General features: G+C 40.5%; 23 protein-coding genes and 2 pseudogenes. All 25 read right to left on the reverse strand.

The features are described from left to right. Nucleotides 1-389 (reverse strand): annotated as a pseudogene (locus BTHG_RS27085) (NADH-quinone oxidoreductase subunit C); the annotation flags it as partial. 1 nt (nt 390) lies between these two features. Further along, nucleotides 391-903, reverse strand: coding sequence for a NuoB/complex I 20 kDa subunit family protein (locus BTHG_RS13110; RefSeq protein ID WP_010677187.1), 513 nt, complete (start codon nt 901-903; stop codon nt 391-393). Continuing rightward, entirely contained in the window at nt 894-1,271 is a 378-nt protein-coding gene (locus BTHG_RS13115; RefSeq protein WP_010677188.1) for an NADH-quinone oxidoreductase subunit A, read from the reverse strand. Before BTHG_RS13115 ends, BTHG_RS13110 begins: the two co-directional genes overlap by 10 nt. 397 nt (nt 1,272-1,668) lie before the next feature. Next, a complete protein-coding gene (locus tag BTHG_RS13120; protein ID WP_010677189.1) occupies nt 1,669-2,967 on the reverse strand; it encodes a DUF4179 domain-containing protein in 1,299 nt (432 codons plus the stop codon). Continuing rightward, nucleotides 2,943-3,482: a sigma-70 family RNA polymerase sigma factor gene (locus tag BTHG_RS13125; protein WP_010677190.1), complete on the reverse strand. Its 540-nt coding sequence runs from the start codon at nt 3,480-3,482 to the stop codon at nt 2,943-2,945. Before BTHG_RS13125 ends, BTHG_RS13120 begins: the two co-directional genes overlap by 25 nt. Before the next feature lie 364 nt (nt 3,483-3,846). Continuing rightward, nucleotides 3,847-4,251: a F0F1 ATP synthase subunit epsilon gene (locus BTHG_RS13130; RefSeq protein WP_010677191.1), complete on the reverse strand. Its 405-nt coding sequence runs from the start codon at nt 4,249-4,251 to the stop codon at nt 3,847-3,849. Nucleotides 4,252-4,276: 25 nt separating this feature from the next. Beyond that, a complete protein-coding gene (gene atpD, locus BTHG_RS13135; protein ID WP_010677192.1) occupies nt 4,277-5,698 on the reverse strand; it encodes a F0F1 ATP synthase subunit beta in 1,422 nt (473 codons plus the stop codon). Nucleotides 5,699-5,905: 207 nt separating this feature from the next. Next, on the reverse strand, nt 5,906-6,763 hold the full coding sequence (locus BTHG_RS13140; protein WP_010677193.1) for a F0F1 ATP synthase subunit gamma: 858 nt from the start codon (nt 6,761-6,763) through the stop codon (nt 5,906-5,908). Nucleotides 6,764-6,877: 114 nt separating this feature from the next. Beyond that, a complete protein-coding gene (gene atpA / locus BTHG_RS13145; RefSeq protein ID WP_010677194.1) occupies nt 6,878-8,389 on the reverse strand; it encodes a F0F1 ATP synthase subunit alpha in 1,512 nt (503 codons plus the stop codon). A gap of 18 nt (nt 8,390-8,407) precedes the next feature. After that, a complete protein-coding gene (locus tag BTHG_RS13150; protein ID WP_010677195.1) occupies nt 8,408-8,944 on the reverse strand; it encodes a F0F1 ATP synthase subunit delta in 537 nt (178 codons plus the stop codon). Then, nucleotides 8,941-9,465, reverse strand: a complete 525-nt coding sequence (atpF, locus tag BTHG_RS13155) for a F0F1 ATP synthase subunit B (RefSeq protein WP_010677196.1) — start codon at nt 9,463-9,465, stop codon at nt 8,941-8,943. Before atpF ends, BTHG_RS13150 begins: the two co-directional genes overlap by 4 nt. A gap of 227 nt (nt 9,466-9,692) precedes the next feature. Continuing rightward, a complete protein-coding gene (gene atpE, locus BTHG_RS13160; RefSeq protein ID WP_010677197.1) occupies nt 9,693-9,911 on the reverse strand; it encodes a F0F1 ATP synthase subunit C in 219 nt (72 codons plus the stop codon). 87 nt (nt 9,912-9,998) lie between these two features. Beyond that, entirely contained in the window at nt 9,999-10,733 is a 735-nt protein-coding gene (atpB, locus tag BTHG_RS13165) for a F0F1 ATP synthase subunit A (RefSeq protein WP_010677198.1), read from the reverse strand. 56 nt (nt 10,734-10,789) lie between these two features. Next, nucleotides 10,790-11,158, reverse strand: a complete 369-nt coding sequence (locus tag BTHG_RS13170; RefSeq protein WP_010677199.1) for an ATP synthase subunit I — start codon at nt 11,156-11,158, stop codon at nt 10,790-10,792. A gap of 6 nt (nt 11,159-11,164) precedes the next feature. Beyond that, nucleotides 11,165-11,386: an AtpZ/AtpI family protein gene (locus BTHG_RS13175; RefSeq protein ID WP_010677200.1), complete on the reverse strand. Its 222-nt coding sequence runs from the start codon at nt 11,384-11,386 to the stop codon at nt 11,165-11,167. A 411-nt stretch (nt 11,387-11,797) separates the two neighbouring features. Then, nucleotides 11,798-14,032 (reverse strand): S8 family serine peptidase, encoded by a 2,235-nt coding sequence (locus BTHG_RS13180; RefSeq protein ID WP_026021811.1) that lies wholly within the window; start codon nt 14,030-14,032, stop codon nt 11,798-11,800. Between the two features lie 173 nt (nt 14,033-14,205). Further along, complete coding sequence (upp, locus tag BTHG_RS13190; RefSeq protein ID WP_010677203.1) at nt 14,206-14,835, reverse strand: uracil phosphoribosyltransferase; 630 nt, start codon at nt 14,833-14,835, stop codon at nt 14,206-14,208. Nucleotides 14,836-15,397: 562 nt separating this feature from the next. Further along, nucleotides 15,398-16,639, reverse strand: coding sequence for a serine hydroxymethyltransferase (locus BTHG_RS13195; protein ID WP_010677204.1), 1,242 nt, complete (start codon nt 16,637-16,639; stop codon nt 15,398-15,400). Nucleotides 16,640-17,166: 527 nt separating this feature from the next. Next, a complete protein-coding gene (locus BTHG_RS13200; protein WP_042341720.1) occupies nt 17,167-17,784 on the reverse strand; it encodes a TIGR01440 family protein in 618 nt (205 codons plus the stop codon). A gap of 60 nt (nt 17,785-17,844) precedes the next feature. Then, complete coding sequence (gene rpiB, locus BTHG_RS13205; protein WP_010677206.1) at nt 17,845-18,294, reverse strand: ribose 5-phosphate isomerase B; 450 nt, start codon at nt 18,292-18,294, stop codon at nt 17,845-17,847. 140 nt (nt 18,295-18,434) lie between these two features. Then, a complete protein-coding gene (locus BTHG_RS13210) occupies nt 18,435-19,382 on the reverse strand; it encodes a methyl-accepting chemotaxis protein (protein ID WP_408605278.1) in 948 nt (315 codons plus the stop codon). Next, a pseudogene (locus BTHG_RS27950) lies at nt 19,374-19,574 on the reverse strand (HAMP domain-containing protein); the annotation flags it as partial. The pseudogene BTHG_RS27950 and the gene BTHG_RS13210, both read right to left, overlap by 9 nt. 169 nt (nt 19,575-19,743) lie before the next feature. After that, the gene (locus BTHG_RS13215; protein ID WP_010677208.1) at nt 19,744-20,175 is read right to left on the reverse strand and encodes a low molecular weight protein arginine phosphatase; all 432 of its coding nucleotides are present in this window, start codon (nt 20,173-20,175) and stop codon (nt 19,744-19,746) included. Nucleotides 20,176-20,380: 205 nt separating this feature from the next. After that, nucleotides 20,381-20,944, reverse strand: coding sequence for a manganese efflux pump MntP (locus BTHG_RS13220; RefSeq protein WP_010677209.1), 564 nt, complete (start codon nt 20,942-20,944; stop codon nt 20,381-20,383). A gap of 72 nt (nt 20,945-21,016) precedes the next feature. Next, the gene (locus BTHG_RS13225; RefSeq protein WP_010677210.1) at nt 21,017-22,060 is read right to left on the reverse strand and encodes an L-threonylcarbamoyladenylate synthase; all 1,044 of its coding nucleotides are present in this window, start codon (nt 22,058-22,060) and stop codon (nt 21,017-21,019) included. Nucleotides 22,061-22,245 lie beyond the last annotated feature (185 nt).

Below are 22,245 nucleotides of genomic sequence, written 5' to 3' on the forward strand. Positions count from 1 at the left end.
GCCGTTGCCTTATCATCATCTCCTGTTGTTTCTCCGGATGCTGCTTCTGCCGCCTTTTGCTTCGCTAACGCTGCAGCCTTGGCCTTTGCCGCTGCAGCTGCTTTTTGCTTCGCAAGATCCAAGTCAGTTCCTTCAGATGATTCTGATTTTTTATCAGACCCAGCGTCCTCTTCCGCTTGTTGTTTCGCCTTTTGCTTCGCCAAAGCCGCGGCCTTGGCTTTCGCCGCCGCTGCCGCCTTTGCCTTTGCAATATCTATATTTTCTTCCTTCGATTTTTCTTCACCATTTGCTTCAGCCGCCTGTTTTTCAGCTAGTCGCTTTCTTGCAGCTTCCTTAGCCTTCTCAGCAGCCTCCCGTTTACGTTGTTCCAGGTCTTTTTCTTCGCTCACGCTAAATCACCTTCTTCCCCGTTTTAGCCTCATAGCGAATCTTTTCTCTTAATTTATTAATCCCGTAAATCAGGGCAGCTGGATTTGGCGGACAACCAGGAATGTACACATCAACCGGTACAATTTGGTCTACCCCTTTCACAACCGCATACGATTTCACATAAGGACCTCCTGCAGTTGCACACGACCCCATTGCAATCACCCATTTCGGCTCAGGCATTTGATCATACAATCTCTTTAAAACAGGAGCCATTTTCTTCGTCACCGTACCTGACACAATCATACAATCAGATTGACGCGGAGACGTACGGAAAAAGGAACCAAACCGGTCTAAGTCATAATGGGAAGAACCTGTCCCCATCATTTCAATCGCACAACAAGCCAGACCAAATGTAAGTGGCCACAACGAATTACTTCGTGCCCAACCTTTCACCTGCTCCAGCGTTGTCAAAAATACACTTCTCTTCAACTCTTCCATCTCTAAATCTGAAATTCCATCCATTTTTAAATCCATTTTAACACGCCCTTCTTCCAAGCATATACTAAGCCGATAACGAGCATAACAACGAAAATGAACATCTCTACTAATGCGAAAATTCCGAGTTTTTCGTAGGCGACAGCCCATGGATATAAAAATACAGTCTCAACATCAAAAATAACAAACAATAGCGCAAAAATGTAATAGCGTACATTAAACTGTACACGAGAATCATGGAATGGCTCAATCCCACTCTCATATGTAGTAGCCTTCTCCTCACTCGGTGCATGTGGTCGTAGCAACTTCCCCATAAACAACGCCACAATCGGGAGTAGAATACCTAACAACAAGAAGACAACCACAATCAAGTAATTATTCAAATACTGATTCAACAGATCCTCCATGCAGCCCCCTCCAATATCACACAATATTTTATTACCAAAATATTATGAATGTAACCGAATACATTATATCACTTTATCTGACCCAGTGTCGACCAATCCTTCCACTTATTCTATGAAATTACCATTTTTGACAAAACGGAGAAATACAGGCGGTGTATTCCGTTTCCTTAAAGCAATTTTCACTATTCGCCTCACCACCAATCACATTCCTATTTGAAGTAATAATTACTCCAAAACATCACCAATCCAATCAAACCCTAAACCCATTTCATCCATAAATTTTAATTATTATTCTATACTTATAGACTATTGTCCAAACACTAAATTTATCAGTGATAAATCAAAATTATTGCCTAATACGAAAAAAGGACTACTTAAAAGCAGCCCCTTACCTATATTACTTCAACTCAATTGTCACTTCTAAGTCCTCCAAAAATTTCGGAGCCTTTTGTTTATACGTGACAACCTTGATATCTTCAACAGCCACATCAGCCTTGCATTCAATCACATACTGCTTTATGGTGCCCTCCACTCTTTTTGGTGCTTGTTCTGAATAATAGGATTTGCCATTCTTATCCTCAATCCAAATACTGTTTGCCTGCCAGTACGCATCTTCTCCGTCAGTTTCCACGGTTAATGTCACTATCCCATTTTTACTCATTATGTCTACTACAGTTATTTCCCCAATGTCTCCTTGTGACAGCGTCAAATTTTCCCCTACCCAGTTTCCTTTTACTTCTTCTACCTTATCATTTCCTGCTAATAAATAAGGTTTAATCGTTAAGGACTTTGGCAAACTTTCAAGAGGTTCGAAGTATTGGGTCATTGTCTGCAGTATTTTTCCGTCCTTTGTGGGACCTCCCCCACCTCCACCACTTAAAGGTTGAAGAACACGCCCTTGGTCATCCACAACCTGATAATCCATCCAATCATACTTTTTACTTTCAAAGGCTTTTTCATCGATCACCTGTCGAAAAGCTATTTCGGTACTCGTTGGGAAGAATGTAACTTTATCATAGTGGATTGTTAAATCATTGGTTTCTACCGTTTGATTTACCAAGGTTGACCGATTTTCTCCCTGTTTTGTAATAGGCAATTCAACATACATTGATTTCTCATTCAGAGACTGTATGCCAAGCGTAAACGACTCAGGAAGCTTCTGATCTATTTTAATGCTAATCACACCTGCATAATCCCCATTTTCTAATATTTCGCCACGCTCACCCATACCATAGCTCACATGTTTACCATTAACTGTTAGCTTAAGTGGCGACAATAAATCAGCCGTACTCGCTGTCTTATTCGTATACGATTCGATAAGATACCCAATATGGATCTGAGACCCATCATATAAACTCTCAGTAAAGGTTATGACTTGACCATTGATTTCGACTTGCTGACCTAATAATGTAGTTAAACCCTTTTCCTCTCCCTTTTGAGCCCCAATATCACCTACCATTTTAAAAATAGACCCGATTACTGGAACAGATTTCAGCGTTTCGGCTAATGTCGGGGACATAAAGGATACGCCAAATAAAAGAAAACCCACTAAGATAACTGCCGCTACTGGATAATAAAAACGCGGAACTCTTTTTTTATTAGGAAGAGAACGAAGTGTTTCATTTATACGCTGATCCACACTTTTTGGAATTTGAGGATTTGAGTTCACGCTCATTTGCTTTTCCCATTTTTCCATACTGATCCCTCCTCTTTTATATCCCAGTATTCTCGCATTTTTTCACGAGCGCGTCGTAATCTTGTCTTAATTGTATTTTCAGGAACCTCATAAATGTGTGCCAACTCTATGATTGACATCCCTTCTATATGAAAAAGCTTCAACAAGTGAGATTGCTCTTTAGGTAGAATGCTCAACATTTGTTCCATCTCCACTGTCTCAAAACCGTGGTCCTGTGTTTCGAGTTCCAACCATTCCTCCATATGAACCACATTCTTTTTCTGCCTCAATAGCTGATAGCATTCATTTAAAACTATTCGACACAACCAACTTTTAAAATAAGCAGGTTCTTTTAACGTATTCATTTTTTGGTAGGCTTTGAGGATAGCCTCTTGGATTGCATCTGCGCAATCTTCGTCGTTCACTAAAATGGTTTTGGCAACGCGGTACATCAAAAGCTTATGGGCCATGATTAGTTTTTCAAAAGAAGAATTGCTCCCACGCCGTGCCTTTTTCACCTCTTTTTCAATATCCAAAGTCCGCTCTCCTTTCTCGGGTCGACCTAATCCTTAGATACAAGAAAAGGGCAAAAGGTTTCATTGAAAATAAAAAACCTTATTTAATGGCCAAAATCTGTTAAAACCATTTTATAAGGGATTGCTTGGAATCTTATTAATCAGTATTTAACCAAAATAGCTAACCTGCTATCGACGGTATTTTTACCCTATCGGTCCTATTTTGATTCTATCAGTTTTATTTTGTTGCTATCAATTTTATTTTCATTCTATCGACTTTATTCTGATTCTATCGACTTTATTCTGATTCTATCGACTTTAGCCTTACTCCAAAAACTACAAAACCCCCAGAGACTTCAAGCCTCTGGGGGTTTCCATTAACAAATTAGTATTTGTTTTGTGTTACATTTAATCGATTGATGGCACGTTTTAAAGCGAGCTCTGCTCGTTTAAAATCGACATGATCAGTTTTCGCCTGCAAGCGCTGTTCAGCGCGCTTTTTTGCTTCGCTAGCACGGTGAACATCAATTGACTCAGCTGTTTCAGCAGCTTGAGCAAGAATTGTTACTTGGTCAGGACGAACCTCGAGAAAGCCTCCACTTACAGCCACAAGTTCAGTGTTGCTTCCCTTCTTAAGTCTAACTGCCCCTACTTGAAGAGGAGCAACCATAGGAATATGTCCAGGTAAGATACCCAGCTCACCACTTTGAGCTTTGGCACTTACCATTTCCACATCAGCTTCATAAACTGGGCCATCAGGAGTCACGACATTCACTTTTACTGTCTTCATTTTATACCCTCCTAGGTCCCGTTAATTATGCTTCAACACCCATGCGCTTTCCAGCTTCTACTGCTTCTTCAATTCGACCAACTAGACGGAACGCATCTTCTGGAAGATAGTCGTATTTTCCTTCTAGGATTTCCTTGAATCCACGAACAGTTTCTTTAACTGGTACGTATGAACCTGGTTGTCCAGTGAACTGCTCCGCAACGTGGAAGTTTTGAGATAAGAAGAATTGGACACGACGCGCACGGTGCACGACTAACTTATCCTCATCACCTAACTCATCCATACCTAGGATTGCAATGATATCTTGTAGTTCACGGTAACGTTGTAATGTTTGTTGTACTTGACGTGCAACATTGTAATGCTCTTCACCAACAATCTCAGGAGATAAAGCGCGAGAAGTAGATGCTAATGGATCCACCGCTGGGTAAATACCCATCTCAGAAAGCTTACGCTCAAGGTTTGTTGTTGCGTCTAAGTGAGCAAACGTTGTAGCTGGAGCCGGGTCAGTATAGTCATCGGCAGGAACGTAAATTGCTTGGATTGACGTTACAGATCCAACGTTTGTAGATGTAATACGTTCTTGTAATTTACCCATCTCAGTTGCTAGAGTTGGTTGGTAACCAACGGCAGATGGCATACGACCAAGTAGGGCTGATACTTCAGAACCTGCTTGTGTGAAACGGAAAATGTTATCAATGAAGAATAACACGTCTTGGCCTTGCTCATCACGGAAGTATTCTGCCATTGTAAGACCAGTTAAAGCTACACGCATACGTGCGCCTGGTGGTTCGTTCATCTGTCCGAATACCATCGCAGTCTTTGAAATAACTCCAGAGTCCTTCATTTCGTAGTATAAGTCGTTTCCTTCACGAGTACGCTCACCTACACCAGCGAATACGGAAATACCACCGTGTTCTTGTGCGATGTTGTTGATAAGTTCTTGGATAAGAACTGTTTTACCAACTCCGGCACCACCGAATAGACCGATTTTTCCACCTTTAATATATGGTGCAAGAAGGTCTACTACTTTAATACCAGTTTCAAGAATTTCAACCTCAGTTGAAAGTTGTTCAAATGTTGGTGCTTCTCTATGAATAGCATCACGACGTGCTTCCGCAGGTACTGGTGCATCAAGGTCAATGTTTTCACCTAGTACGTTAAATACACGTCCAAGTGTTACATCACCAACTGGTACAGAAATTGGCTTACCAGTGTCAGTAACCTCTAATCCACGAACTACACCATCAGTAGATGACATCGCAACTGTACGTACAGTATCATCACCAAGGTGAAGCGCAACTTCTAATGTTAAATTGATGTCAACTTCGTTTTCGTTACGCGCACTATGTTTAATAGTAAGGGCGTTATATATCTCAGGAAGATGGCCACTGTCAAACTGTACGTCTACAACAGGACCCATAACTTGGGTAACGCGTCCTTTTGTCATCGTTTTCCCTCCTAACTTACTTTTAGGAAGTTCAAAAAGTCCGGGAAAAATTGTCGTCGAATCTCTTCGTTGGCTTGCTTCTCCGGTGCTCATGTATTACCTCATACACTCCGCTCCTCAAAGCTTCCCGCCTCGACCTTCTCCGCCCTTTTTGTCCTCCTTTTTGAACGTCTATTTACATAAAGTATGTTAATTTTATTTTTGTTTTTACTCGAGTGCTGCTGCTCCACCGACAATTTCCGTAATTTCTTGCGTAATTGCCGCTTGACGTGCACGGTTGTAAGAAAGAGTAAGTGAGTCGATAAGTTCTTTCGCATTGTCTGTCGCGTTTTTCATCGCAGTCATACGAGCTGAATGTTCACTTGCTTTTCCGTCTAAAAGTGCTCCGTAGATGAGACTTTCAGCATACTGAGGTAGCAATACCTCTAAGATATCTTCTTGTGAAGGTTCGAATTCATAAGAAGTTTGTTTTTTATTTGCAGCTAAATCTGTTAAAGGAAGTAGCTTTTTCTCCGTTACATCGTGTTGAATTGCACTTACGAAGTGGTTATACCACATGTAAAGCTCATCATACGTACCATCTGCAAACATATTCACAGTCGCATTTGCGATTTCCTTAATTTCAGCAAAAGATGGCTGATCAGATAAACCAGCGATTTCTAAGCTAACAGAAATTCCTCTTTTTACAAAGAAGTCTCGACCAACACGACCGATTGCTATTACTGTGAACTCGTCATTGCTTTTATGACGTTTTTGCATGGCTTGGTATGCACCACGAATTACGTTACTGTTATATGCACCAGCTAATCCACGGTCAGATGTGATGACGATATAAGCAGTCTTTTTAACTGGTCGATGAAGTAACATTGGATGGCTTGCATTTGAGCTACCCATTGCGATATTCGCTACGACCTCTTGAATCTTTTCCATATATGGAACAAACGATTTTGCATTTGCTTCAGCACGGCTAAATTTAGATGCCGAAACCATCTGCATCGCTTTAGTAATTTGACTTGTTTTCTTTGTTGAAGTGATTCTTGTTTTTATATCACGTAAGGATGCCAAAGGTTCTCACCACCTTTTCCTCGATTATTCGTAAACGCTTTGGAACCGAGTCTTCCTAGCTTTTATTCAGATAAGCGACGAACTATGAAAGCACGTCGCTCTTCATAATGTTAATTATTCAGAAACCGCAAATGTCTTTTTGAAGTCATTGATTGCAGAAGTAAATACTTCATCTTCTGGAAGCTTACCAGTTGATTTAATGTGATCAAAGATTTCAGCTTTACGGTTATGATCTAACCATACAAAGTATTCTTCTTCAAAACGAGAGATATCTTCGACTGGGATATCATCTAAGAATCCACGAGTTAACGCATATAGAATCGCAACTTGCTTTTCTACTGCTAGTGGCTTATTTAGACCTTGTTTTAATACTTCAACTGTACGAGCACCACGGTTAAGTTTTGCTTGAGTTGCTTTATCAAGATCAGAACCGAACTGAGCAAATGCTTCTAATTCACGGTAAGATGCAAGGTCAAGACGTAATGTACCTGATACCTTCTTCATCGCACTGATTTGCGCTGATCCACCAACACGAGATACGGATAAACCTGCGTTAACGGCAGGACGTACACCTGAGAAGAATAGATCAGATTGTAAGAAGATTTGTCCGTCAGTGATCGAGATAACGTTTGTTGGAATGTATGCAGATACGTCACCAGCTTGTGTTTCAATGAACGGTAAAGCTGTAATTGACCCGCCACCTTTTGCGTCAGAAAGCTTCGCAGCACGCTCAAGTAGACGAGAGTGTAGGTAGAATACATCCCCTGGATATGCTTCACGACCTGGAGGACGACGTAGTAATAATGAAAGTTCACGGTATGCAGAAGCTTGTTTTGTTAAGTCATCATAAATAACTAAAACGTGCTTTCCATTGTACATGAACTCTTCGCCCATTGTTACACCCGCATATGGAGCTAAGAATAACATTGGAGCTGGTTGAGCTGCAGAAGCAGTTACAACGATTGTGTAATCTAAAGCACCATTTTTACGTAAGGTTTCAACAACACCACGTACTGTTGATTCTTTTTGACCAATCGCAACGTAAATACAGATCATATTTTCGTTCTTTTGGTTTAGAATTGTGTCGATTGCAACAGATGTTTTACCCGTTTGACGGTCACCGATGATCAACTCACGCTGACCACGACCGATTGGAATTAACGCGTCAATCGCTTTAATACCAGTTTGTAATGGTTCATGAACAGATTTACGATCCATGATACCAGGAGCTGGGCTTTCAATTGGACGAGTTTTTGTAGTTTCGATTGGACCAAGACCATCAACTGGTTGTCCTAGAGAGTTAACAACACGGCCGATCAATGCTTCACCAACTGGAACTTCCATGATACGTCCTGTACGACGTACTTCGTCACCTTCACGAATGTCTGTGAAAGGACCAAGGATGATAATACCAACGTTGTTTTCTTCAAGGTTTTGTGCCATACCCATGACACCGTTTGAAAATTCAACGAGTTCTCCAGCCATGACATTGTCGAGGCCATGAGCACGTGCGATACCGTCACCGACACTGATAACTGTACCAACTTCGCTCACTTGTATTTCAGACTGATAGTTTTCAATTTGCTTTTTTATCAGCGCACTAATTTCTTCAGCTTTGATGCTCATGAATTTCACCCCTATCTTTTAGCGGATAAGTTCACGCTCTAAGCGATCCAACTTACCTTTTACACTTCCATCAAATATACGATTTCCGATTCGGAGCTTAACGCCACCAATCAGACTTGTATCTACAATGTTTTGAATACGTAATGATGATTTTCCTACTTTACTAGCAAATACGCTTGAAATTCCTGCTTCCTCTGATTCTGTTAAAGGACGAACAGAGTAAACAGTTGCATCCGCAATACCGCGCTTGTCATTTGCCAATGCGATAAATTCATCCGCGACGTCTGCAATGATATCTTCACGATGACGGTCAATTAGTAAATGTAACGTATTTAATGTCATTTGTGAAAAGCCCTGAAATGCATCCGTAACAATCGCTTTTTTCTTGTCGACTAAAAGCTTTGGATTTCTTAACAAAGATTGGAATTCATCACTATTTGTAAACACTTGTTTAATCGTACGAATTTCTTCTTCGTACTGATCAAGTGCATTTTGTTCACTTGCTAATTGAAAAAGAGCTACTGCATATCGCTTTGCTACGATCCCTTTGCTCATTGCCCTTCTCCTACCTCTTGAATATATTCGTTAATTAACTTCTCTTGATCTTCAAGGCTAAGTTCCTTTTCGATAACCTTAGAAGCAACTAACACAGAAAGTGATGCAACCTGTTCGCGTAAAGCTGTAACAGCTTGTTCTTTTTCTTGAACGATTTCTTGCTTTGCAGCTTCTTTTAAACGGTTTGCTTCTTCACGAGCAGCTTGGATAATTCCTTCTTTCTGCTCTTCACCTAATTTTCGTGCGTTTTCGATTAACTCAGCAGCTTCTACACGGGACTTTTTAAGTAGCTCACGTTGTTCTTCTGCTAATTTTTTTGCTTCTTGGTGATTTTGCTCTGCAGAATCAATTTCATTCGCGATATGAGATTCACGTTGTTTCATGATATTCATGATTGGACCAAACGCAAATTTACGAAGTAACGCTAATAAAATGATGAATACAACCAATTGGAAGATAATATCTCCAAGGTTAACAGGCAGCCCACCAGCCGCAGCGCCTAAGACAAAAAGATCTAACACCTATATTCCCTCCTTTTGCGAGTTCCACGTCGAAATGGAAGTCCTTATTTTCATATCAAGTGCGGGATACCACACGAATTCTATTCGAATTTTCAATAATACAAAGGAATGGCGAAGGTTCTCTTGGAATGATCTTCGCCATTTTGTTATCTAGCCTTCACTTTTGAATGTTACGAACTAAGGGATTACCTTATCAATAACGTCAAGGAAAGCTTCGAGAAATCTTCTTATGAGTTAGCGCCGAATACCATGAACGCAATAACTACTGCGATGATAGGAATCGCCTCAACTAACGCAACCCCGATGAACATAGTAGTTGAAAGTTTACTTTGTGCTTCTGGTTGACGAGCAATCCCCTCAACTGTACGAGATACGATAAGACCGTTACCGATACCAGCACCTAGTGCTGCTAAACCAATTGCAATTGCTGCTGCTAATAAACCCATTGAAATAGTCCTCCTTTAATTGTATAAAAAAATAATTGTAATTGTATTTGTTTGCCCAAAAAGTCTCATTTTGGACAAGGTTTATTTTTAATGGTCTTCACTCACTTTGTGAGAAATATAAACCATTGTTAACATTGTAAAAATGTATGCTTGGATGGCACCAACAAAGATACTAAATCCTTGCCATGCTATCATCGGAATAAAGGCTCCGATTGTACCTAAAATTCCTCCAAAAATGCTATCGCCATAACCACTTACTGCCATACCTGCAATTAATCCTAGTAAGATTTCACCAGCATAGATGTTACCAAATAGACGCAGTCCGAGAGTTAATGTGTTTGCAAATTCTTCGATAATTTTTAATGGAAACATAAATGACATAGGTTTAAAGAAATCTTTCCCGTATTCTTTAGCACCTTTCATCTTAATTCCGTAGTAGTGTGATAATCCAACAACCATAACCGCTAGTGTTAACGTAATCGTTGGATCAGCGGTTGGAGACTTCCACCATAACTCATGGCCGAAAATGACCGCGAATGGTAACCCTAAAAAGTTTGATACAAGGATATACATTAATAAAGTAATCCCTAGTATTTGGAAGCGCCCGCCTGTTTGCCAGTCCATCGAACTTTTGATTATTCCTCGAACAAAGTCCATAACCCATTCCATAAAGTTCTGAGCACCAGTTGGCTTCATTGCAAGGGTACGAGTTCCAAGAACCGCAATAATGAAGACAATCACACTTGCGATTGTGATCATTAACATGTTAGATGCACTGAACCAAAGTCCAAACAATTTAAACGTAGGAGCTTCGTGACCCAACAGTATTCACCTCTCTTCCCATATTGTCTAGCACAAGCTATAACCTGTGCCATAGTCTATTTATGAAGTTTTTGAAAAAAGAAATCTATCATAATGACAAAATAGGCTGTCATTAATCCAATAATCATACTACCTAAATGAAACATTTCTGGATACTCCATTACGACCAATACAGCTAAACCAGCGACAGCCATTCTGGACATTGTTCCAAGCGAACGGACTTTACGTCCTTCTTCAAAAGCTTTCGTAAATTGCTTATTTTTCCTAGCTAACGTGAATAGAATCCACAAACTTCCTAGTGTCCCTAATAATAGTCCTAGGAAGACCGATTTGTATGCAGTGAATCCCCAGCCAAGTACATAGATTGCAAGTAAGTAGAATATGTATTTACGATATCTCGTAAACGCTATGGATAGATCCTGCATATCAAGTTAATCTCCTGAGAAAAAATGATTGACTAGACGAATTGTTGCGTAGACTCCTGCTGCTAGTCCTAATAGAAGGCCAATAATTAAAAAAAGTGGTTCGGTGCCTAGCATTCGATCAATCCATCTGCCGAGGAAAATACCTAGTAGAATAGATCCTACTAGCTGAGATAGAATACCAGACATAAGCGCATAGGCTCGTAAAGGATATTTGTCATTTTTACGCATCAGCATCCCACACTTTACGCGTTAGAGATAGGTTTCTAATGTGTCTGAAAATACTTAATTTTACAAGTAATACACAGATGTAAACCTTCTCATTTATACCCTTTGTAAGCATACAATAGGCACCTAGTAATGTCAATTGTTTGGAAGGAAAAAGTTCAGCTTCTCACAAGCAGTTTTTCATTGTTCCACATCCGCTTACAAATGCCATATTATCGAGTTTTTGTTAGTCCTATTATCGTAGTAGTAATTCAAAAATTCAAACAGTGTTCACAAAAAATTCATAATTCGACTGTTTAAATCGAAACCACTTAGACACCTTCGCGCCAGTCTCATTCAAGTTCATTGAACATGTCTTCTCCACAATCTATAAAAAGATATCCAGCAGAAGTGATTGACTTCTGCTGAAATGTTTTAATGGCCGCCTATCATTGTATCTTCGAAAGAGATTTCTGTTTCAAGTATATCCTCTTTACCCGCTTTTTTTACATAAATGATAGCTTTGAATATCCCTCTAAGTTTTCGGGCCTTCCGATTTACTTTTTTCTCTACTAATCCTCTCGCTACATTTCTGTCCCAATCTAAAAATGTCACGAACCTCAAAGTATCCGGATCATAAAGAACAATCCCATACTCTTCCGCTCCACCAGGTAAATATAATTCGTAACGAAAAACATCCTCTTGATCTCCTTTTCCAAACTGGAAGCCCATAATCCGAGGATAATTGGGTTCTTCAATCACATACATATATGGAATGTGATACCGATTTTTTCCTTCTTTTAAATACAGATTGCCGTCATGTAAGCCGGCTCCAATTGTACTTGGGGTAATATCCATTCCGATTGTGATAATCTTCTTTTGTTTTGGTTTTACGGTAAAAGGAAGCGGCAAATCCCATTGAATTCCTTCTATACTTTTCGGAACCTCAAATGAATATTTCTTTTCCTCATCAGATTGGTTATCTACCGTTATTTTCATTGTCTTCTTCGTGCGGTTGTCCTGATGGTGTAGCATCCCAGCTGAAAAAGAGCCTGGATAGAGCAATGTTTCCGAGTGGATGGCTTCATGGAGTTGAATTCTCCCTGCACCTTGTTCATAAGGCTTGTACAAGGTTCCGTCTTCTTTTTCTAAAAGTCGGGCCGTATTCATTAAAGCCGCTTTTATTTGTTCTGGACTCCAATTCGGGTGTGCTTGTTTTAAGATTGCACTTGCTCCGGCAACATGCGGCGCGGCCATACTCGTCCCTTGCATTTCCTGATAGCCATTCGGAATCGTGCTGTCAATCGCCACACCAGGCGCAACCACGTCAGGCTTGATTGCCCATGTATGTGTAACCGGGCCACGCGAACTAAACGAAGCAATTGTATCCTCAATTTGCATGAATGACGTTTTTACTACCTGCTTCTTCGATTTGATTTGTTTTTTAAGCCATTCTCCATCTTCCTTCGATAGTGAAGCAACTGGTATCGGAAGCTCTTGTTCGAGAGTCCCCGAGAAGTTCCCATCTGTATTATTATAAATTAACACCGCAATTGCTCCAGCTTCGTATGCACGTACCGCTTTCTGTGTAAAAGTGATTTGACCTCTTTCCATTAATACAATTTTGTTTTTTGCCTTTGGGAATATCGACTCTGTACCAATTCCTGCTTTGACGATTTCGTACTTTTTTTGGAGTTTCCACGGAATGGAGCCTTGGAGGGGTTGAAGCTGAATTTTTCGATCAGCAAACCCAACTGTTAGATAAGGCAAAGTCATTGGTGGTGTCGACGCACCAACCGAAATTGCCTTTGAAGATGTTCCTGGTGAACCAACGGTCCAGACCATCGGCCCTGAGTTCCCACTTGAAGTGACTGCAACAATCCCTTTTTCTGTTGCTTTATCTAGGGCAAGACTAGTTGGCCAGTCCGGTCCATTGATTGTATTCCCAAGGGATAGATTAATGACATCAACTTTATCTTCGATTGCTTTATCAATCGCAGCTATGACCTGTTCGGAGGTTCCCATCCCTCCTGGCCCTAACGCACGGTAGCCAATGATATCAGCTTCAGGTGCGACACCTTTTATTTTTCCATTTGCCGCAATAATCCCAGCAACATGAGTTCCGTGTGAGGTATTACGCCCCTCCACTCCTTTTGTTTCCATCGGGTCATCATCACCGTCGACGAGGTCGGAGCCACCCTTATAATTTCTTCGGAGGTCTGGATGTGTATAATCAACACCCGTATCAATGACTCCAACCTTCACTCCCTTACCGGTTAGGCGATGATCGTTTTTATCAAAATGACTACGTATTTCTTCGCCGCCAATAAAAGGTACGCTTTCCTCAAGTGAGGCATGATAGGTTGCAACAGGTGAACTATGTTGAATGCCTGATTCTTTTTTTAACTTTTGGATATCACGTCTTTTTCCCGTTACAGAGAAGCCTGGAAACACATGCTTGTATATGTGGTTTATTTTTAAGGAGGAATATGCTTTGGTTTTTTCTACTAAGGTGTCAAATTGAGATTTGTCCGTAATAATGATTTCATGCACGATCTCTTCCATATCCACTTCAGGCAATGGAGGCCTCTCGGGATAACGGTGAGCATGGGCTATATTGGTTGAAAATAGGAGGATAACAGCCATACAGATTGTTAGTAAAACTCTCACAAAAAAACCACCTCTTTGAGATAGGTTCTCTCAAAAGGTGGTCAAATATGTGGGTTCTAATGCAGCGACTAGAAACTCGAGAAATTTCACCTCCTCCTTCAGAGGCAAAGAACGCCTCTGAGTCGGAGCCTCCAATTTTCTCGTTTCTCGGCAAGTCGCTTCTGCTTTTCGTTTTATTTTGTACCGAATAAACGGTCTCCAGCATCTCCAAGACCTGGAACGATATAACCATGGTCGTTTAGCTGCTCATCAAGTGCTGCGATGTAAATATCGATATCAGGGTGAGCTGTTTTCATTGCTTCTACGCCCTCAGGTGCTGCAATGAGGCACATAAATTTAATATTTGTAGCGCCGCGCTTTTTTAACGCGTTGATGGCTTCAACTGCTGAACCACCTGTTGCAAGCATTGGGTCTACAACGATGAATTCGCGCTCTTTAATGTCAGAAGGCATTTTGAAATAATACTCAACAGGCTGCAATGTTTCAGGGTCACGGTAAAGTCCAATATGCCCTACCTTTGCTGCCGGTATCAAACGTAAGATTCCGTCCACCATACCTAAACCAGCACGAAGGATTGGCACAATCCCAATCTTTTTCCCAGATAAAACCTTCGATTTTGCCTTACGTACAGGAGTTTCAACTTCTACTTCCTCTAATGGCATTTCACGCGTAATTTCAAACGCCATTAAGCTAGCCACTTCGTCAACCAATTCACGGAATTCCTTTGTACCTGTGTTTATATCACGTATGTATGTTAGCTTGTGTTGAATTAGTGGGTGATCAAAAACGTACACTTTCCCCATCGTTCATCTCTCCTTTTTTAACTATTGCTTTTCTTATAATTACCATCAGCTGAAAAAATAACACCACGTTCTACATTTTTCACACTTCAATAAATTTTACAGAAAAAACAAAGCATGTTCAAGATGAATATCAAAAATACATGAAATGAACAAAGTTTCAAATTGTCAGTTAACGGCTTTTCGCAGTGATTGGGGAAGCTTGATATTCTTAAAGTTCGGGACAATATTAGTGAAAAGTAAACAGCGTATGCGAGGTGGTTTTTGATTTAGTCGGGGAATTGGGGTTCCGAGAGTATTTGGAGTGTTTTCTTTCAAAACTGGTTGTTATAGGACAAAGTTTCTTTTATATGGGACAGTTCATTGAATATATAGGAATAAATTTCAACATATGGGACAACCCCTGAATATTAGTCCTACATGCTTGCGGAGTGATTTCGCCTAGGATGTGACCTAGACATCGATGATTAGTGCCAACCCCCTGAGAATTTCTCCCACACTCCAGATATATTGAACCTAACCAAAGAGGCAGGACCCCCAAATAGGAGTCCTGCCTTCAAACATTTTAATACTCTTTATAAAGTACAAACTTACTAGTTAATGCTTCAACACGCGCGCTTGCTTCAGCTAACTTCACTTCATCTTCTGCATTTTTCAATGCAAATCCGATAATTGACGCGATTTCATCCATGTCCTCTAGACCGAAACCTCTACTTGTTACAGCAGCTGTTCCGATACGGATACCACTTGTTACAAATGGGCTTTCTGGATCGAATGGAATTGTATTTTTATTAACTGTGATACCGATATCGTCAAGAACTTTTTCAGCCACTTTACCAGTTAAACCTAAAGAACGAACGTCAACTAATAGCAAGTGGTTGTCAGTTCCGTTAGATACTAATTGTAAGCCTTCTTTTTGCAAAGACTCAGCAAGTCTAGCCGCATTTGCCACGATATTTTTTGTATATTGTTTAAATTCATCAGTAAGTGCTTCCCCGAATGCAACTGCCTTTGCAGCAATAACGTGCATTAACGGACCACCTTGGATACCAGGGAAGATAGATTTATCAATTTTCTTCGCGAATTCTTCTTTACAAAGAATCATACCACCACGTGGACCACGTAATGTTTTATGAGTCGTTGTTGTTACGAAGTCAGCATATGGAACCGGGTTTTCATGAAGACCTGTTGCCACAAGACCTGCAATATGAGCCATGTCTACCATTAAATAAGCTCCGACTTCATCCGCGATTTCTCTGAATTTTTTAAAGTCAATTGCACGTGGATAAGCACTTGCACCTGCTACGATAAGCTTTGGCTTATGCTCAAGTGCTTTTGCTCGTACATCGTCGTAATTGATTCGATGTGTTTCTGAATCAACACCGTACTCCACGAAATTATAATGAATTCCACTGAAGTTTACCGGACTACCATGCGTTAAGTGTCCACCATGAGAAAGATTCATCCCAAGTACTGTGTCACCTTGTTCTAAAATTGTAAAGTACACAGCCATATTTGCTTGAGCCCCAGAGTGCGGCTGCACATTTGCATGCTCTGCGCCGAAGATTTCCTTCGCACGATCTCTTGCAATGTTTTCCACAACATCCACATGCTCACAACCACCATAGTAGCGACGGCCAGGGTATCCTTCTGCATATTTGTTTGTTAATACAGAACCTTGGGCTTCCATAACCGCTTCACTTACAAAGTTTTCAGATGCAATCAATTCGATTTTAGTACGCTGTCTTTGTAGTTCATCTTGAATTGCATGAAATACTTTTTGATCTTGCTCCGATAAATGTTTCATTGGAATCCTCCTTTTAATCTATTATGAATTATTTCGCTAATTTGAAAAATACTTTTCCATTGTAACACGTTTATTCGGTAGTAGGAAGGTTAAGTTTTTAATGGTTTTTTAGTTGAAAACGCTTTAAAATCAGCTTATTAGTTACAAAGACGTTACTACTATTGGCTTTTCAGTCAATTAAAAAAACTTAGCGATTTTTTGCCAAACACGAACATTTAAAAACAAAGATAAAATAATGTTCATTTTTAGGGTAGGAACCAGAGGGACGGTTCTGTTGGTTCACTAGCAAACCCAACTAGCAAATGAAGAATACTATTTTATAGGGACGATAGAGTATTATATGTAAGTAGAATTCAATTGAAGATAGTTATTTAGTGGAAAATTTGATAGGAAGTGATATTGATAACTCATTTCTTAATTGAAAACTAGATAACGCACCAAACATTATTGAAGTAGTAATTGAAATATCCCTAAAAAACAAAAGGAGCCACAGGAACCGTCCCCGTGGTCCCTTTGCTCCTAGTTATTTAGCATTTTTTATTTTCTTTTTTGTCGGGGTAGACGGCGCGTTCGCCTCCGATGAGTTTGGGTCTTGCTTTGGCCATTGTGACATGCGCTCCTCCAAGTTCCTTCACCGTACTTCTGATTGGCACTGCTACATGTTTTAGATGCATACCGATAAAGGTGTCACCTATGTCAATCCCAGCTTCAGCTTTAATAAACTCTACCACAACGGGATCTTTTAAATGTCCGTAAGCATATGTTGCCATGGCTCCACCTGCTGTTCGAACCGGTACCACTGTTACTTGCTCGTAGTTTTTAAGTAATGCTGTTTCCCGCTCGACTACTAATGCACGATTTAAGTGCTCACAGCATTGAAACGCTAGTTCAATACCTACATCTTTACGAAGCGAATCCAACTCACTAAAAATCAGTTGAGCCACTTCTTCAGATCCCGCCGTTCCAATTCGTTCACCGATGACTTCACTCGTACTACATCCAATAACGAGCAACTCCCCTTTTTTCAACGAAGCCCTTTCTGCAAACTCTGAGAGAATCGTCCGCAGCTGCTCTCTCCACACTTCAATGTCTGCAACCACAAAATCTACCTCCTTGGGACTCAGGACAGGTTCCGTGTCCCACATAATTTATGTTCAATTTATATAAAATACGCCTGATTCAAAATATCCTCAGGCGCTCCATTTTTATGCTTCAGTGTTATCTTCGTAATCACTGATTTTATTGATTCTGTTTTCATGGCGGCCACCTAAAAATTCAGTTGTAAGCCATGCTTTTGCGATTTCACGGGCTAGTCCAGGACCGATGACACGCTCACCCATCGCAAGCATATTGCTGTTGTTATGCTCACGCGTAGCCTTTGCACTGAATACATCATGACAAAGCGCACAACGAATGCCATGAACCTTGTTCGCAGCAATACTCATTCCGATTCCAGTTCCGCAAATTAAAATACCACGTTCATATTCCCCAGCCGCTACTTTTTTTGCAACAGGTAATGCATAATCTGGATAATCAACTGATGTCGAGCAGTCACATCCAAAATCATCATATTCAATCTCAAGTTCGTCTAATAAACCCTTGATTTCTTCACGTAAATTTAACCCACCATGGTCTGAAGCTATTGCAACTTTCATTGTAAATCCCCCTATACTTAATTTCCACTTGGCGCAACTGCACCACTTTTTCGCGCTAAACCGCCAAAGATATTACCTTTATTCTTATTATACCTAAAATAGAACTCCCGAACCAAAAGGAGAGTTCCTAGACGAAATAATTATAACGTAAAACGCTGGATGGTCTGTTTCAACTGACCTGCTTGGGAAGCAAGTTCTTGGGCAAGCCCATCCACTTCACATATCACGCTTGTCTGATGTTGTGTGGCTGCACTTACTTCCTGTGCACCTGCAGACGTTTGTTCAGCAATTGCAGCAACCTCCTGCGATTGTAAGGATGTCGCTTGAATACGATCCATTTGTTTTTCAACCAATGCAGCAATTTGTTTTACAGCAGCCGCAACCTCAGTTACAGAAGTATTCATTTGAGCAATAGCCTCATTTGTGATCTTCCCTTTTTTCGCTTCCTCATTTGCAACCGAAACCTGTTCAGAGATTTGAACAACCACATGTAAAACCTCTTGTTGAATATTTTTTATAAGCTCAGAAATGCCTTGAACAGCCTTTGAGCTTTCGTCCGCAAGCTTTCTTACTTCATCTGCAACTACTGCAAAGCCCTTACCATGTTCACCTGCACGTGCCGCTTCAATTGAAGCATTCAATGCCAACAGATTTGTCTGTCCAGCAATATCGCCAACAAGTGAGATAATATTTTCAACTTCCTTCGCATTTTTCTCCAGGCGATTCACCGCTTCAAGTGACGTCTGATTGTTGTCAACCAACTTATTAATCCCCGATATCAGCGAATGCACAACCTGCTTCGTGTCCTTTAACGTATCAACCATTTCGACCGACAAGTTTTGTGCCGTTTTCGCATTTTGTTCAACCTCTTCGGCAATTTGAATCACATCCTCGACTGATTCAGCCGTTTCTTGAATCGAAACAGCTGAGCTGTCGGCTCCTTTGGAAATATCGGAAATGGTTCGATTAATATTTTCGGCCTGCTCGGATGCGAGACTGGATGCCTTGGTAATCTCAATCACTTTTTCATTGGTATTCCCAAAGTTTTCTTCGATTTTTTGGACCATATCACGTAGGTTATGTAACATTTTATTAAAAGCTAGACTTAAGCTACGAATCTCATCGTCCGATTTCGAGATTGGAACATCCTCACGAATATCCCCATTCGCTGCATGGATGGCCACCTGCTCGAGCGTCTGAAGTGGCTTTGTAATAATAGATGCCGCTAAATACGCAAGAATACCCGACCAGATAATACCTAAAGCCAAGGTTCCAATCACAAATATTTGCTGACTTATCCATTCCTCAACGAAAGGATAGACAAAATAGATAAATAACGCTGATGTAGAATATGTTACAATCGCCAAAATGGTTGTAAATAGAACCAATTTTACCCTAAGACCAAATGTATAGTGCCTCTTTTTCAACCGATTCTCCCCCTGAATCTAACTACTGTAGTTTAGAAAGCAAATCATCAATTAATGGTTCAAGTTCTGCATACGTTTCTCGATAAATATCAACTGGTCCTCCAAAAGGATCAGAAACATCTCCATTGGTATTCACATATTCCTTTAATGTAAATACTTTATCCTCAGCTTCTGGAAAACGTAACAGGATCGCTTCCTTATGTTGATTGGTCATTGTAAACACATAAGTAGCCCACTCAAGATGTTCTTTTGTTAAAAAAGACGAAAAATGCTGACACTCAATACCATTTTCCTTTAATACCTGTGCCGTATTCGCTGAAGCAGGACTTCCTTCCCCCGCATATATCCCCGCTGACTTCACTTCGATGGATTCCCCCGCTTTGCTTCGTAAAATCGCTTCCGCCATTGGACTTCTACACGTATTTCCTGTACAAACAAATAAAACGCGAATCATTTCATCACCCTTTTCTTTTCTGCTTAAGCTACATTGCACCTGCAATTTTAGACATAATTCGATATAGTACCATTATAAGCGAGATTTGAAACAAGACATAGTCTATAGAAGAAAAAAGAGCACGAGTTTTTCACTCGCACTCACATTTTTGTAATAATTTGGGACAGGTCCCATACCCACGGGACTAAATGGACCTTTGTCCCACCTATAAAGGAAATAACAGTTTTACACCGAAGACTAGAAGGATGCTGCCACCTAGTACTTCACTATATGTACCGAGCCAGTTTTGGACCTTCCGACCTAATAAAAGTCCAAGCCATGATAAAACCATGCTGACGACGCCAAACATGAGGATGACCATAACTGTTTTTGCACCGTAAATGCCAAGCGAAAGGCCGACTGAAAAACTATCCAAACTTACACTTAAGGCGAAAATAATTAATCCGAATCCGACTGGTGTAATCATACGCTGCTGATCGTCGTCCTTAAAGGAGGAAATAATCATTTGCAATCCTAAAAATAAGAGTAAGCCTCCGCCTACATAAGTTGCTATCGTTCCAAATGTATCTGATAAAAAGTGGCCAATCATCATTCCTGCCAAAGGCATCCACATATGGAACAGACCGATGGTAATTCCGATTGTAAAGATTTGCTTTAGCCTCAACCGGATTAATCCCATTCCAAGTCCTACGGAAAATGCGTCCATTCCTAAAGCGAATGCCATAACAAATAAAGTTATGAGTTCTCCGAGAAATGCTGTAATATCCATCTTCTACCTCCTTGGACGTGCCTATTTCAACATATGCATGTACACAACCAAATAGAAGAAGGATTTCTCAATTTATTCTGTTATGATTCGATGACCGGCGGCTTTTGTTAGCCGATTCATAATTGCTTGACCAATCCCCTCACTTGGGAAGCTCTCACTAAAAATAACATCGACGCCACTTTCATCAAAGAGGCGAAGGACATCATATAATCGATTTGCCACTGACTCCAAATCCTCACGCGAACCACAGGCAATTATTTGATCTGCCTCATATTTATTTTCACCCTCTGTCGTTGTCAGGATACCGACCTTCAAGCCCTCATGTTGTTTCTCTTTTACGAGAGTTTGAATAAATTCCATCGAACCATTCACAATTGAAAGCGGAGCTGTTGGTGCATAATGTTTATATTTCATACCCGGCGACTTCGGAGCTTGTCCCTCCTCTAAAATCGCACGATCAACCTCAACCACGCCACAGACTTCCTCTAATTGTTCCTTTGTCACACCACCTGGACGTAAGATGACAGGAATATCTCCTGAACAATCAAGAACCGTTGATTCAAGACCAACCCCAGTTGCTCCACCGTCAAGTATCCCCGCAATTTTACCAGTCAAGTCATCGGCAACGTGTTTCGCAAGTGTTGGACTCGGCTTCCCAGACAAATTTGCACTTGGTGCAGCAAGTGGAAGACCAGAAGCTGTTATTAATGCCAATGCAACAGGATGACTTGGCATCCGAATTGCCACCGTTTCAAGTCCAGCAGTTACCTTTTTCGAGACTGCATTTTCTTTTCTTTTTAAAACAAGAGTTAATGGACCCGGCCAGAATTTTTTAATTAAGCTTTTTGCCTGCTCCGGAATATCCTGAGCAATTTGTTGTAGTTGCCCAATTGTGGAGATGTGGACAATCAGTGGATTATCACTCGGCCGCCCCTTTGCTTCGTAAATTTTTGCAACAGCTTCGTCTGACAAAGCATTCGCACCAAGCCCGTACACCGTTTCTGTTGGGAATGCGACTACCTCATCTGCCTGGAGGAGATTTGCTGCTTCTTTTATTTGTGGATAAGATTCTAAATTATGTTGATTTTTATCCACAACCCATTGTTTTGTTTCCATGTAACGCAACTCCTATATGAAATTCCTTTTATTATGTAGCTTTATTATTATCACAATATAAAAAAGTATAGGTTTTTAAAGAGTAGAAAACAAGTGTTATCCACATTTTGTGGACAACTTACTCAAAAATGTGGATAATTTTGTGGATATAACCAATTTCCCCACAATTCACACATAGAGGAAAA

The sequence above is a fragment of the Bacillus timonensis genome, from assembly GCF_000285535.1.
Lineage (GTDB): Bacteria > Bacillota > Bacilli > Bacillales > Bacillaceae_L > Ferdinandcohnia > Ferdinandcohnia timonensis.